Raw genomic sequence first — 13897 nt, 5'->3', positions numbered from 1 at the left:
GAACCTCGCCGAGGTGGCTTCGCCGATTGCTCAGGCCGTGACCTTGCGCAGCGAATCGATCTTCGACTCCTCGCCCGGCATGACGCGCTTGACTCCGTCGCCGAACGCGGATTCGAGGACGCGGACGCCCTTGACGAGGGAGGCGAATTCGCGTGGTTCCATCGATGCGGACTGGTCGGATCCCCACATCGAGGAGTCCAGGGTGATGTGACGTTCGATGGTCACGGCGCCCAGAGCGGCGGCAGCGAACGAGATCTCGAGGCCGAGCTCGTGCCCGGAGTAGCCGACGGGAACTCCGTAGCGTTCGCGCATGGCCGGGATCGCCGTGAGGTTGACCTCTTCGGGAGGCAGTGGGTACGTGGAGGTGGCGTGCATGAGAACGAGCTTGTCACGGTCGAAGACCTCGACGGCCTTGTCCAGAGTCTCCCAGTCGGACATGCCCGAGGAGCACAGGACGGGCTTGCCAGTGGCGGCGATCGCGCGCAGCAGTTCGAAGTCCGTCAGCGAGGCCGAGGCGACCTTGTAGGTCAGGGCATCGAATTCGGTCTCGAGGAAGTCGACGGAGTCGGTGTCCCACGGGGAGGCGAACCACTGGAGTCCGACTTCCTTGGCATAGCGGTCGATCTCGGTGTACTCGTCGATGCCGAACTCGACGCGGTGCTTGTAGTCGATGTAGGTCATCTCGCCCCACGGGGTCGAGCGCATCTTCGACTTCTGGTGTTCGGGGACGGCCACCTCGGGGTTGCGCTTCTGGAACTTCACTGCCTGCGCACCGGCGGTGACGGCGACATCCATGAGCTGCTTGGCGATGTCGACGTCGCCGTTGTGGTTGATGCCGATCTCACCGATCATGTACACGGGCTGGTTCGGGCCGACGAGGTGCTCTCCGATGGCCACGGGGGCGAGTTGATCAGTCATGAAACCTGCTTTCGGTTGGCACGCGAATTCTCCGCGCGGTGGGTGAACTGCGGCTGCTGCCGCAGTGAGGTCAGGGTCGGATTCGGAAGGGGGTCGGCCGTCTCGGCGGGGATGGGAATGAGGTCGCAGACCTCACGCACCGCACCCCGTCCGCCCGGTCGGTCGAGGATGACGCGGGCGGCGGCGAGGACTCGCGGATGCGCGTCGGCGACGGCGACGGGCCAGCCGACGACGTCGAAGGCCTCGAGGTCGTTGATGTCGTTGCCGACGTAGGCGACGCGAGCCGGGTCGAGGTCGTTGGCGGTGATCCATGCGGCGAGGATGCCGGCCTTGTCGTCGATGCCTTGGGCGACGTCGACGCGCAGCTTCTCCGCCCTGCGGGTGACGACCGGGTTGCGTTCCTTCGACAGGATCATCACGGGCACCCCGGACTTCACGAGGCGGGAGACGCCCATGCCGTCGCCGCGGTGGACGCGAACCTGTTCGTTTCCGTCCTCGTCGACATAGGCGCCGTCGTCGGTGTGGACGCCGTCGAAGTCGGTGACCAGGGCGTCGACGTCGATGACCTGGGCGGTCTCCTGAGTCGAGGCGATGGCGCGGACGAGGGTGAGGTCGGACATGTCGTCGATCTCGCGGGCGTGTTCGGGCGGGACCTCCTCGATGCCGATGCGGCCGAAGAAGCGGTGCTCGTGTTCGATGAGGCCGGAGGTGCGCATGACGTAGAACGCGCCGGTTTCGTTGAAGTGCTTGGCACGGTCCTGGCGGCGCGGACGGAAGCTGGCCTCGTGTCCGACGGCCACGGCCCGGGTGTCGTCGTCGAGGCGCCACAGGAAGGAGTGGTCTTCGACGGCGGAGAAGACGACATCGGCGTGGTCGTCACGGACCGTGCGCACTGCGTTCTCGATCGAGGCGGAGTCGATGAACGGCGAGGTGCACTGCATGAACACGGTGATGTCGAAGTCCTCGTCGAGGGTCGACAGGGTGTGGATGAGTGCGGATTCGCTGGTGGCGGTGTCGCCGGCGATCTCGGCGGGACGGTGGGCCACCTCGGCGCCGGCGCGCAGGGCTTCGGCGGCGATTCCGTCGTGGTCGGTCGAGACGATCACGCGATCGATGCTCGGGCTGGCCTGGGCGGCGTTGATGGCGCGGGCGAGCAGGGAGATTCCGGCGACCTTCTGCAGGTTCTTCAGCGGAATGCCCTTGGACCCTCCGCGCGCGGGGATGATCGCGACTGTGCGGTGGGAAGTGGGGGAGGTGGTGCCTGCCGGGGTGGTGCTTTCTGCCGTCTGGTCCGCGGCCACGGTGGTGCGCGCAGCCGGCTTCATTTCTGACTGAAACTCGGTTGCGTTGGGCTCGTAGGTCGTCGAATGGTCATTCACAATGATTCGACGCTAACGACGGGGTGTTACCTCTAGGTGAATACGCCATGTCGCCGAGGCGACCCTGCGATGGCGAACCTGTGACGGATGTGCCGGCGGGCCGCGGGCGGTGGGTGCTGAGCGGGCAGAGCCGGTGGGCGCCTCATCGACTTTTGTGCAGGTGCGCGAAAAGGTCTCATCGACTTTTGGACGGATAATCCGGTTCGAACATGAGTATCTGATCAAAAGTCGATGACGAGTGGAACAAAAGTCGATGACGCTCGGGACAAAAGCCGCTGACGCTCGGCGCGCAGCTGTCAGCGGCGTGGTGTGGCTGCGCCAGTGCGGGGGGCGCAGGTGCGCGCCGACGTCAGCGACTCAGCGCCAGGTGATGTTCCACATACGGTTGTTCCAGGCCGAGAACGGGATGACCTCGCCGGTGTAGATGGGCCAGAAGTAGGCGAATGCGAGGATCGCCGCGACGAGGAACAGGCCGACGCTCAGCCGCCTGGCAAACAGGGTCGCGGGGATCCGTGCGAATCGCTGCTTCGCCGCGGGAGCCGACGGCGTGCGGTCGGTCGCCGACGCTGATGCCGCCGACGGCGCTGACCCCGACGGCGATCGGTCGGCCGCCGACGCCGACGCTGACCGTCCACGGCTAGCAGGCGGCGGATCGCCTCGGTGCTCGGCCGCGTGCTTGGTCACGCTCATCTGCCCGCCCCCGGGCGCTCGACCATGAGCGGGCGCTCGACCATTCACAGGCACCCGGCCCCACACCAGAGTCAGACAGTAGGTCACGGCCAACACGACGAAGGGCACCATGACGATGGTGTAGAAGGTGAAGATCGTCCGCTCCTGGTAGGCGAACCACGGCAGCCAGGTCGCGGCGAGGCCGGCGAGGATGACGGCCGGGCGGACGTCGCGGCGGATGATCCACACGACGAGGCAGACGAGCACAGCCAACGCGGCCAAGCCCCAGATCACAGGGTTGCCCACCGAGGTGATCGCCGACGAGCACTTCGCGACCGTGCACCCCATATCGCCCTTGTCGTAGGACTCGTAGTAGAACGACGTCGGCCGCCACTGCACGATCCAACCCCACGGGTTCGACATGTACGGATGTTCCGAGTCCAGCCCGACGTGGAACGAGTACGCGGTGTAGTGGTAGTGCGCCAACGACGGCAGCCAGTCCAACCACTTCGGCAGCGCACTCCACCAGCCGAAATTCTCCGCAGCCCACTGCCTGTCCCACGCGTCATCCGACCGGATCCACCCCGTCCAGCACGCCACATAGGTCACGAGCGCGATCGGCACGAGCTTGCAGAACGACGGGATGCTGTCGCGGATGAGCATCCCCAGCCACGGATGCACGACCCCGGCCCGAGACCGCGAATGCACATCCCACAGCACGAGCAGAATCCCGAACACCGCCAGCGCATACAGACCCGACCACTTCACTCCCGTAGCCAGGCCGAGGCTGATTCCTGCCGCGAAGATCCAGGGACGCGCGCCGAGGCGGGGCCCGAAGTTGATCACGTCCCTTGACCTGGTCCGACGCCGACGTCGGGCGGCTGCGGTGGGCGGGGCCGCCTCGGTGACGGGGGCGGCAGAGATCGACTCACTGAGTTCGGTCGGGAAGGTTCGGGGAACCTTTGATGGGGAGGATGAGGTGGAGACGGCCGCCTCGGCGGTGGTCGGTGGGGGAGTGGCGGCCGCCTCGGCGAGGGGATCTGGATTCTGCTGTGGGAGGGCCGGTGCGAAGCTGTCGATCTCCGCGGTGCGCTGGGTCCAGCTGGCCAGGCGCTTCGTCACCTGCTCGCGGTCGAGGAGGATGAAGAAGAAGGCGAGGAGGACGAAGGCCATGAGCACGATGTCGAGCAGGCTCGTGCGGGAGTGGACGAAGTGCTCGCCGTCGATGGCGAGCAGGCCGGCGGCGACGCAGGCGAAGAATGCCGAACGGAAGAGCTTCCACGCGATGACGCCGAGGAAGAAGATCGTCAGGGTGCCGATGATCGCCACGGTGAAGCGCCAGCCGAATGAATCGTCGGCGCCGAAGACGTCGATGCCCCACCCGATGAGCCATTTGCCCAGGGGTGGGTGGACGACGTATTCGGGGGTGGGCTCGATGACGCTGGGGTCGCCGGCGTTGAAGGAGTCGTCGGCGTTCTCGGGCCAGGAGCGTTCGTAGCCGAAGTTGAAGACCGAGTAGCCGTCCTTGACGTAGTAGGTCTCGTCGAAGATCAGGCGGTGCGGGAAGTCGAGGCGGAAGAAGCGCAGGGCCGCACCGATTCCGGTGATGACGAGCAGGGCGGGCCACATCCACAGCGGTGCGCGGGTGGCCCACATGCCGGCGTGGAAGGTTTCGCGGCGCATCGCAGCGGCGCCGGCACGCACCTTTTCGCGTTTCCTCGCCAGGCGCTCGCGGGCGATGCGCCGGGTGGGGGCCGGGGAGTCTGCGGTGTGTGTCATCGGAGTCCAGTTTAGAGATCTCGGCGGGCGGAGCACTCATACGACCCGCAGGGAAGGGCAGCGGTTGTTGACGGGCAGTCGGGCCGGGCATGAGGTTCGGCACCTTGAGCAGGATTCTTGGGCATTCGCCACTGCGCATCACTAGAGTAGTGGGAGACAGCCGGAGTCAGAGCGAATGGTGCACAACGTGTCGAACAACCCCAACTACCGCCCGAGCGACCCTCCCCAGGTCGGCTCGCAGCAGTTCAACAACAACTACGGATCCCAGCCGCAGTACGGTCAGGGACAGTCCGGTAAGTATGGATCCGGCGCGGGCCAGTACGGTTCGGGGCAGGCTGGATATAGTCAGCCGAGGGCCTACGGTCAATCGGGAACAAATAACCAGCTGGCTGGTTATAGCCAGCCCAACTCATACAATGGCTACGTTCAACAGGGCGGTTACAGCCAGCCGGTGACGTATGGTGCACCGCCGGTGATGGTTCGGTCCGCGTCGAATGGAATGGCCGTGTGGTCAATGTGGATGGGAATCATCGGTGTCGTCGGCGAATTAATCTGTATTCTGCTGGCTGTACTGACTTCTATCCTTCCTCTCATCGCGTTCATCTTCGTCGTATTGGCGATGATCATCGGGGTTGCCCCGATTCTTGCCGTAATTTTTGGACACATAGGGTTGTCTCAGATTAAACGCACGGGCCAAGAAGGCCGCGGACAGGGCATTGCCGGACTTGTGATCGGCTATGTGACTATCGGGCTCGCACTGGTGGTGCCTCTCGTCATCGTCGGAATCTTCGGAGTCAGCTTCTTCGCCATTTTAGGTGCGGTTGCGGGCAGCTGACCGGGTCGCCGTCAAGGGCGGAACTGTTGACCTTGACGTCGGGGGTGTTCTGCAACGCGTGGTGCAGGACTGCAACACGATTCGGCCACCGCGCTCGCCGCACGTGGGTAGCGTTGATCTCAGACATCGGGCCAACCGTTGAAGACGGCCCGGAACAGACCTGACGATCAACGACAGCCAGCGGAACGGAACGGACATGAACACTCGCGTACTGCCCCTCGGGAACACCTGCACCGGATCGAACGGTTCGGTCCACGCCCCCGTCGCGGTCCATTCGCCCGCACCGGTTCACTCGCCCGCACCGGTCCACGCGCCTGCCTTGGTTCAGGCGCCGGTGACCTACGGAAATCGGGCTCCGGTCGTCGTCTACCAACAGGTGGCGCCGACGAACTCCTCGTCGATCGTCGCGCTGGTGCTCGGCCTCATCTCGATCATCTCCACGTTCTTCCTCCTCGGCATCGTCGGCATCATCTTCGGCCATATAGCCCGCTCGCAGATCAAAGCTCGCGGTGAACGCGGCAACGGAATGGCCGTCGCCGGGCTGTGGTTGAGCTACCTGAGCGTGCTCTTCTGGGTTGCGTTCTGGCTGATCTACTTCGGCGTCATCGCCCTCATGATCGGCGCGGCGATCACCGCCGGAGGAGGAACCGTCAGCTGATGCCGCATCCCTTCGGGGGAGCCCGCCCCGGCAAGGCAGAACCGGCACCCCATCCCACGGCCCGCATCCCCAACTGTGATTGACCTGTAACCGCCCCACCTTTTGCCGCCACCGACGACTCTGTACCGTTGAAGGCAACCACAAGGAGACTTCGCTATGAGCAGCCAGAACAACTGGAACAATCCGGACATGTACTACCAGCAGCCCCAGTCGAACGCGGGCAGCTCATACAGTGCCCAGTCGTACAGCCAGAACAACGCCTACGCGGCCAATGCGCAGTACGCCGGCGGTCCCGGTTATGTGTACCAGCAGCTTCCGCCGACGAACGTGCTGGCTATCGTCGGCATGTGCGCCTCGATCTTCGGTGTCATCTCGTCGGTCTTCATCGGCGGCATCGCCGGCATCATCATGGGCCACATCGCCCGCAAGCAGATCAAGGAACGCGGTGAGCGCGGCGACGGCATGGCGATCGCGGCTCTGTGGGTCGGCTACATCGGCACCATCCTCTGGATCCTCTTCTGGGTCTTCATGATCCTCCTCTACCTCGGGATGTTCGCGCTGATCTTCGCTGCTGAAGGGGCTTCGTGACCGAGGATTCCTCGAATCCGAACTCTGAGTTCACCTCAGACGCGGATCCGGCCTCAGACGAGGACCCCACGGAGGCGGCCGGCCACGGAGCCGACGACAACCTCGCCGAGGCGGCGCCGTCCGACGACATCGACCTGACCGATGACGCGGGGCCAAGATTCGGTCCGAACCTCACCGGCGGCCGACTGATCCTGGTCGGGACTCCGATCGGCAACCTCGGCGATGCGAGCCCGCGGATGCGGGAGGCCATCGAAACTGCCGATGTCATCGCCGCCGAGGACACGCGTCGGTTCCTATCGCTCGCGCAGCGGCTCAACCTCACGCACACGAAGCGTGTCATCAGCGTCTTCGACCACAACGAGGGCCACCGCGCCCCCGAACTCGTCGACATCATCGCCGCTGGTGAGACCGTTGTTCTGCTCTCCGACGCGGGAATGCCCGCCGTATCCGACCCCGGCTACCGCGTGGTCAGGGCCTGCGCCGAGGCAGGACTTCCGATCACCTCGACACCGGGGCCGTCCGCGGTGCTCATGGCACTCGCGGTCTCGGGACTGCCGAGCGATCGGTTCAGCTTCGAAGGGTTCCTGCCGCGCAAGTCCGGGCAGCGCAAGACCCTGCTGACCGAGCTCAAGGCCGAGAAGCGGACGGTGGTCTTCTTCGAAAGTCCGCACCGCATCGCCGATGCGATGGACGACTTCGCCGAGATCATCGGCGCCGACCGGCCCATGGCCATCAGCCGTGAGCTGACGAAGACCTACGAGGAGACTCTGCGCGGAACCGTCGGTTCACTGCGCGATCGGGCCGCTGGAGGACTGCGCGGGGAGCTGACCCTTGTGCTCGCCGGCGCCACCGAGGTCGAAACGGCTCCGGAGGACCACCTCGGCGAGGTCAGCGCACTGGTCGACTCCGGAGTACGTGCCAAGGATGCGGCCGGGCAGGTGGCGAAGAAGTTCGGCCTGTCCAAGCGCGATGTCTACGAGGCCTGGCTCCACCGCGAGTGACGTGGGCGAGCGTGGCCGTGACTTGAACGTTTTCCGTTGTGGATTGCTGCGGCACACCTAGAGTCAGAAAGCACGGTTTCAAACAGGTGCTTTTCGACTCAAACCGGGCCGTCAGCGTCAATAGCCACCGATTCCGACGGTGAGGGGCAGTGGAACAGCGTTGCGACTCGTGCTCAGCGTGCTGTTGATCCGACCTTCACTGAGCCACCCTGCGCATGTGGACGTTCGGGTCGTATCCACAGTCTTCGAATCGGGTCTTGTCGCCGCTGACAGCATGTCGACATGGTGGCGACATGAAGAGCAATGTCGTTTACTTTCAGGACCTGCGGAACGTCGGAATCTCAACGACGGATATCAGAGGAGCGTTGGACTGCTGCCTGAAGAAGCTGTCTCGAGGCGTGTATTCGGTGATCCGACGGTGCAATGTCAGCTCACACCAGCGGTTCTCCGTTTTCGCGACGGACATCGCCTGGCTTGAGCAACACGAAGCGGGCCTGACCAGAGAACCTGATCAGGCGCGCAGGTATGAAGAACATCTGAAACGCCTGCAGATCATCCACTATCCGCACTTTCGCCCGGATGACATCGTATGCGGAGTCTCAGCTGCGCGATTACACCGGATCGGGATGTTCAACGAGCCGGATCAGCCAGTGTCGGTGTTCCATCCGGCGGCGAGCACGCGGACCAGTGAACTGGTGCGTCGGCGCAGGACGATCGCGGCGGAAGACATCTGCACTGTTGCCGGGCTGCGGGTGACGACCCCGGTTCGCACTGCGCTGGACCTTCGAAGCGAACTCGGAAACGCTGCCGGATTCGCAGCGATGGAACAAGTGCTCCGTCGCCGTATGCTCGGCGACGACGAGGACCTCATTTTCAGACTCGGGTATCCGCCCACTCTGCTCGGCGATGTTCCCCAAATGCAGATCGACCTCTTTCTGGAGCCGATCATACGTCTGGCCAAAGGAAAGAAGGTTGCGTCCAAGCTGGCAAGGCTTGCGTCGCCCCTTTCCGAAAGCTACGCGGAAAGCCGAGCGGCGTTCAATCTGCATCTGCTCGGACTGAGTGACTTTGCCCAACAGATCGAAATCCTCGACGGGGGTCGTCTGCTGACGAGACTCGATTTCCTTCTCCGTGAGGACCAGGTAGCTCTCTATGTGGACGGATCTCAGAAATATGTCGATGGAGGCTTCGACCTCATGAACAAGGAGAGCCGGCAGCACAATCGTCTGCTGGCGATGGGTTACAAAGTAGTGCGCTTCAAGTTCAATGAGGTCCAGTCGCCGAAGCAGTTCGGTGAGAAACTGTTCCACCAGGCTCCTGAGCTCCGTGGGCGGTGCCGCAATAGGCTTGTTCTCTGACTCCGTCTCTCGGTGTCTCCTCCTCCCGTCGTACGGAGCCGCGCAGTGCTGTCAGCGGAGTCGAGAGCGGCGGCTACACGGTTTGAGGCGCACAGCACGTGTTCAAACAGGGGCTATTCGACTCAAACGGTGCTTTCGCGGTCGAAGGTCCCGCACCCGCCCATGCGCGCCCGCCGCACCGCGTCCCTTAGACTGAGTTCCCTATGGGTTACTACTTGACGACAGCGATTGCCTACCCCAACGGGGCCATTCACATCGGGCATGCCTATGAGTACATTGCGGCCGACACGATCGCCCGGTTCAAGCGACTGGACAATCATGATGTCTTCTTCTGCACCGGCACGGACGAGCACGGACTGAAGATGCTGCAGGCGGCGAACAAGCTCGGTATCACCCCCAAGGAACTCGCTGACGACAACGCGAAGAACTTCCGCGACACCCAACTCGCCCTCGGCTCGACCTTCGACCGTTTCATCCGCACCACCGACGACGACCACTACACTGCGTCGCAGGCCATCTGGCGCAAGCTCGAAGAGGCCGGCGACATCTACCTCGACACGTACTCCGGCTGGTACTCCGTGCGCGACGAGGCCTTCTACACCGACGACGAAACCGAAGTCGTCGACGGCGTCCGCCTGTCCAAGGAAACCCGCACCGAGGTGACCTGGACCGAAGAGGAGTCCTACTTCTTCCGCCTCTCGAAGTACCAGGACAAGCTGCTCGAGCTGTATAAGAACCACCCCGAGTTCATCGGCCCGGACTCCCGCCGCAACGAGATCGCCTCGTTCGTCTCCTCCGGGCTCAAGGACCTCTCCGTCTCCCGCACCACCTTCGACTGGGGCGTGCCGGTGCCCGGCAACGACAAGCACGTGATGTACGTGTGGATCGACGCCCTGACGAACTACATCACCGCCGCCGGTTTCCCGGACGACGACGAGAAGTTCGCGAAGTGGTGGCCCGCAGACGTCCACATCATCGGCAAGGACATCATCCGCTTCCACTCGGTCTACTGGCCCGCGTTCCTCATGAGCGCCGGCATCGAGCTGCCGGGGCGCGTCCACGCCCACGGCTTCCTCTTCAACTCCGGTGAGAAGATGTCGAAGTCCGTCGGCAACGTCGTCGACCCCCTCGACCTCGTCGACGCCTTCGGCCTGGACACCCTGCGCTTCTTCCTCTTCCGTGAGTTCTCCTACGGCCACGACGGTTCGTACACGAAGGACTCGATCATCACCCGGAAGAACTCCGACCTCGCCAACGAATACGGCAACCTCGCCCAGCGTTCGCTGTCGATGATCCAGAAGAACTGCGACGCCCAGGTGCCGCAGCCAGGCGAACTCAGCGAGGCAGATGAAAAGCTCCTCGCCCTCGCCCGGGCCGTACCGGAGACCGCCCGACGTCACGTCGACACCCAGGCTCTCCACCTCTACGTCGAGGCCTGCTGGAAGGTGCTGTCCGAGGCCAACCGCTACTTCTCCGCTCAGGAGCCGTGGAAGCTGAAGAAGACCGACCCCGACCGCATGGCCACCGTGCTGTGGGTGACGATCGAGGTCGTGCGCATCATCTCCATCCTCATCCAGCCGGTCATGCCCGATTCCGCGGGCAAGATCCTCGACCTCCTCGGTGTGCCCGAAGGCAACGGTGAGGCCGGTGCGAAGGTCCTGCCGACCGCCGTTGATTCCGGCTCCGGCGCCGAGGCGATGGGCACCGTGTCCGCGGGTGCGGGCATCGGTGTCGCCGCCGGTGCCGCCTACGCGTCGGCCGCCCTGGCGCCGAATGTCGCCGAGGCCGCTGCCGATGGCATCGCCGCCGCCGAGGCGGATCCCCGGTCGTTCGCGGCCGTCGAGTTCCCGCTCGAGCCGGGCACACCCCTGCCGAAGCCCGAACCCGTGTTCCCGAAGTTCGTGGAGGAGACCGAATAATGGCCTCGCGCGCCGCCGGAACCTATCCACCGGTGCCCGAACCGCTCGCTCACCCCATCGTCGACACCCACACCCACCTCGACATCTGCACGGGTGTGCGGCTGCCGTTGGGTGCCGGCGAACCCGAACCCGAGGTCACCCCGGAGACGGACGAAGAGTTCCCGACGCTGGATTTCTTCCATGACACCGCCGCCGAGGCGGGCGTCCGTCGCATCGTCCAGATCGGCTGCGACCTGCCGGCAGCCCGGTGGACGACAGCGCTCGTGGCGTCCCAATTCTCAGCCACCCCCGCCGAGGCGGCCACGCAGGTGGGATCCCTCGCCGAGGCGGCCGACCCCCGCACTGTGCCCGCTCCTCCTGCCGAGGGGCGGACGTGGATGATCGGCGGAGCCGCCCTGCACCCGAACGAGGCACCGCGGCTGGCCGAACGCGGCCTGCTCGACGACGCGCTCACCGAGATCGAATCGCTCGTGTCCTCGCATGAGCGCATGCGTGTGGTGGGGGAGACCGGTCTCGACTACTTCCGCACAGCGGAGGATGGCGTCGCCGAACAGCAGCGCTCCTTCCGTGCCCACATCGAGATCGCCAAGCGCACCGGACGTGCCTTGCAGATCCACGATCGGGAGGCACACGCCGATGTGCTGCGCATCCTCAGAGAGGAAGGCGCCCCGGAGGTCACGATCTTCCACTGCTACTCCGGTGACGAGGCGATGGCCCGCGAATGCGCCGCGGAAGGCTACTACATGTCCTTCGCCGGCAACCTCACGTTCAAGAACGCCGACGAGCTGCGGCGGGCCGCGGCGGCCGCTCCACTGGAGCTGCTGCTGACGGAGACCGACGCACCCTTCCTCACCCCGCACCCGCACCGCGGGAAGCCGGGAGGTCCCTACCTCACGGCGATCACGGCGCGGAAACTCGCCGAAGTGCGCGGGATAAGCGAAGAGGAGCTGTGCGCGGCCGTGTGGAACAACGCGGAGCGAGCCCTCGGCAGCTGGGACTGAGCCGGACCCGGGGGAAGCGGGGACTGGACCTCGGCGCGCGAGGGGTCGGGACTGGGACCCAACCCGCGGCAAGCGTGAATCGGCACCCGGCCGGATGGCGCACAGTCGCACCTGGGCCGGACTCCGCCCCGCGTTCTGTGAGCGGGATAACGCGACGTGGGGCCGCCTCGGCGAGGAAATATCACGAGTGGGAACGCCCCGAAAACACGGGGAACTCCAGGTCAGACACGCCCTCAGGAAACTCGCACCGTTACATTTCCGTGATATTTTGCGAACCTTGTAACGAATCGGTTACAGTGAACAGGTCGATAAACTCTGCTCAGGGATATTTTTGTGATTGATTTTCTGAAGAACCGCAAGGTTCAGATCGCTGCACAGGCGGTCGTGATCACCGGACTCGTCGGTGGCACGGGCGCAGTTGTGACCATGAACAAGCCTGTGACCTTGGAGGTCAACGGACAGGCGGAAGAGATCCGGACCTTCGGTGGAACGGTCGGGGACATCCTCGACAGCCACGAAATCGATGTCGATAAGCGCGACCAGGTCAAGCCCGGCGTGGGCACCAAGGTCGACCGTGACATGACGATCACCGTCAACACGGCGAAGAAGGTGGCGCTGTCCGTCGATGGCAAGGAAACGAACGAATGGACCAACGCGAACACCGTGGGTCAGGCTCTGGCCGACCTCGGCGTCGACGCGAAGGGCGCCGACCTCAACGCGAAGGCCAGCCAGCGGCTGAAGGACGAGGGCAACGACATCGAGGTGACCACGTCGAAGGACCTCACCGTCGTCGCCGACGGCAAGGACCACAAGGTCTCGGCCGCTGTGGGCACCGCGAAGGAAGCCCTCAAGGACACGGGTGTCAAGCTCGATGGGGACGACTTCTTGTCCGTGCCGATGTCCGCCGAGGTCTCCGACGGCCAGGTGCTCACGGTCAACCGCGTGGAGAACGACACCGTCAAGGACAAGCAGGCCATCAAGGCCAAGGTCGAGACCAAGAAGTCCGACTCCCTCTACGAGGGCGAGACCAAGGTCGAGACCGAGGGCAAGGACGGCGTGAAGCAGGTCACCTACAAGGTCAAGACGATCAACGGCGAAGAGGTCAAGAAGGAGAAGAAGGACGAGAAGGTCCTCTCCGAACCCAAGACCAAGGTCGTCATCCAGGGCACCAAGAAGAAGGAAGAACCGGCTGACACCGGCGGCTCCGACTCGGGTGACTCCGGCGATTCCGGTTCGGGCGACTCCGGCGATTCCGGTTCGGGCGACTCCGGTGACTCCGGCGGCGACTCGAGCACCGGCGGCTCCGGCTCCGGAGGCGGCGACATGAGCACCGCAGAGATCAAGGCGATGCTCGGTGGACCCGGGTCGAAGTGGTACCAGATCGCCGAGTGCGAATCGAACTTCAACCCTCGTGCGGTGAACCAGTCGAACCGCGCGCACTTCGGTCTGTTCCAGTTCAAGCTCGCCACCTGGCAGTCCATGGGCGGCAGCGGCAACCCGATCGATGCCAGCCCGCGGGAGCAGTTCGAGCGCGCCAAGAAGCTCCAGGCCGCAGCCGGCTGGGGACAGTGGGCCTGCGCCTGATCTGAGATCGGAGCCGGGGTGCCGACTGGGCACCTGACGGCATTGAACTCTGGCCGCCATTGACAACAGATATCGACAACTGAGCTGAGGCGGTCAGCAAGGAGCGTGGGCCCCGAGGAAGAATCCTCGGGGCCCACGCTCTTTCGTGCCCGTCGGGGCAGGGTAGAGGTGCGAGTTGCGGACGATCCGTGTTGGAAAGGCCCGCGCA

Annotated in this window: 11 protein-coding genes; 8 read left to right on the top strand and 3 right to left on the bottom strand. The window is 64.5% G+C overall.

The window, feature by feature from the left end; translation table 11 throughout:
• Positions 1-30: 30 nt before the first annotated feature.
• The 3 genes from CXR29_RS13195 to CXR29_RS13185 form a co-directional block, all read right to left on the bottom strand.
• Complete coding sequence (locus tag CXR29_RS13195) at positions 31-918, bottom strand: N-acetylneuraminate synthase family protein (protein WP_101594259.1); 888 nt, start codon at positions 916-918, stop codon at positions 31-33.
• Positions 915-2243 (bottom strand): acylneuraminate cytidylyltransferase, encoded by a 1329-nt coding sequence (locus CXR29_RS13190; RefSeq protein WP_127364757.1) that lies wholly within the window; start codon positions 2241-2243, stop codon positions 915-917. The genes CXR29_RS13195 and CXR29_RS13190 overlap by 4 nt, the downstream gene beginning before the upstream one ends.
• Before the next feature lie 411 nt (positions 2244-2654).
• Complete coding sequence (locus CXR29_RS13185; protein WP_241241452.1) at positions 2655-4745, bottom strand: dolichyl-phosphate-mannose--protein mannosyltransferase; 2091 nt, start codon at positions 4743-4745, stop codon at positions 2655-2657.
• Between the two features lie 187 nt (positions 4746-4932).
• Here CXR29_RS13185 and CXR29_RS13175 point away from each other — a divergent pair, with 187 nt between their 5' ends.
• The 8 genes from CXR29_RS13175 to CXR29_RS13140 all read left to right on the top strand — a co-directional run bounded on the left by CXR29_RS13175 (position 4933) and on the right by CXR29_RS13140 (position 13689).
• Positions 4933-5580: a DUF4190 domain-containing protein gene (locus CXR29_RS13175; protein WP_241241451.1), complete on the top strand. Its 648-nt coding sequence runs from the start codon at positions 4933-4935 to the stop codon at positions 5578-5580.
• A 196-nt stretch (positions 5581-5776) separates the two neighbouring features.
• Positions 5777-6238: a DUF4190 domain-containing protein gene (locus tag CXR29_RS13170; RefSeq protein ID WP_127364756.1), complete on the top strand. Its 462-nt coding sequence runs from the start codon at positions 5777-5779 to the stop codon at positions 6236-6238.
• A gap of 156 nt (positions 6239-6394) precedes the next feature.
• Entirely contained in the window at positions 6395-6826 is a 432-nt protein-coding gene (locus CXR29_RS13165) for a DUF4190 domain-containing protein (protein WP_101554169.1), read from the top strand.
• Between the two features lie 128 nt (positions 6827-6954).
• Entirely contained in the window at positions 6955-7827 is an 873-nt protein-coding gene (rsmI, locus tag CXR29_RS13160) for a 16S rRNA (cytidine(1402)-2'-O)-methyltransferase (protein WP_101554203.1), read from the top strand.
• A 293-nt stretch (positions 7828-8120) separates the two neighbouring features.
• Positions 8121-9185, top strand: a complete 1065-nt coding sequence (locus CXR29_RS13155; protein WP_127364755.1) for a hypothetical protein — start codon at positions 8121-8123, stop codon at positions 9183-9185.
• 203 nt (positions 9186-9388) lie between these two features.
• Positions 9389-11104: a methionine--tRNA ligase gene (gene metG, locus CXR29_RS13150; protein ID WP_127364754.1), complete on the top strand. Its 1716-nt coding sequence runs from the start codon at positions 9389-9391 to the stop codon at positions 11102-11104.
• Positions 11104-12105, top strand: a complete 1002-nt coding sequence (locus tag CXR29_RS13145; RefSeq protein ID WP_127364753.1) for a TatD family hydrolase — start codon at positions 11104-11106, stop codon at positions 12103-12105. Before metG ends, CXR29_RS13145 begins: the two co-directional genes overlap by 1 nt.
• Positions 12106-12438: 333 nt before the next feature.
• Complete coding sequence (locus CXR29_RS13140; RefSeq protein ID WP_127364752.1) at positions 12439-13689, top strand: resuscitation-promoting factor; 1251 nt, start codon at positions 12439-12441, stop codon at positions 13687-13689.
• Positions 13690-13897: the final 208 nt, after the last annotated feature.

It is taken from the genome of Brevibacterium linens (genome assembly GCF_003999335.1).
Classification (GTDB): domain Bacteria; phylum Actinomycetota; class Actinomycetes; order Actinomycetales; family Brevibacteriaceae; genus Brevibacterium; species Brevibacterium linens.
This window is presented reverse-complemented; position numbering and strand designations above follow the sequence as displayed.

Excerpts from the sequence above, each read along its gene's own strand:
- metG (WP_127364754.1), top strand. The coding sequence starts at position 9,389 with ATGGGTTACTACTTGACGACAGCGATTGCCTACCCCAACGGGGCCATT.
- CXR29_RS13195 (WP_101594259.1), bottom strand. The coding sequence starts at position 918 with ATGACTGATCAACTCGCCCCCGTGGCCATCGGAGAGCACCTCGTCGGC.
- CXR29_RS13190 (WP_127364757.1), bottom strand. The coding sequence starts at position 2,243 with ATGAAGCCGGCTGCGCGCACCACCGTGGCCGCGGACCAGACGGCAGAA.
- CXR29_RS13165 (WP_101554169.1), top strand. The coding sequence starts at position 6,395 with ATGAGCAGCCAGAACAACTGGAACAATCCGGACATGTACTACCAGCAG.
- CXR29_RS13145 (WP_127364753.1), top strand. The coding sequence starts at position 11,104 with ATGGCCTCGCGCGCCGCCGGAACCTATCCACCGGTGCCCGAACCGCTC.
- CXR29_RS13170 (WP_127364756.1), top strand. The coding sequence starts at position 5,777 with ATGAACACTCGCGTACTGCCCCTCGGGAACACCTGCACCGGATCGAAC.
- CXR29_RS13155 (WP_127364755.1), top strand. The coding sequence starts at position 8,121 with ATGAAGAGCAATGTCGTTTACTTTCAGGACCTGCGGAACGTCGGAATC.
- CXR29_RS13185 (WP_241241452.1), bottom strand. The coding sequence starts at position 4,745 with ATGACACACACCGCAGACTCCCCGGCCCCCACCCGGCGCATCGCCCGC.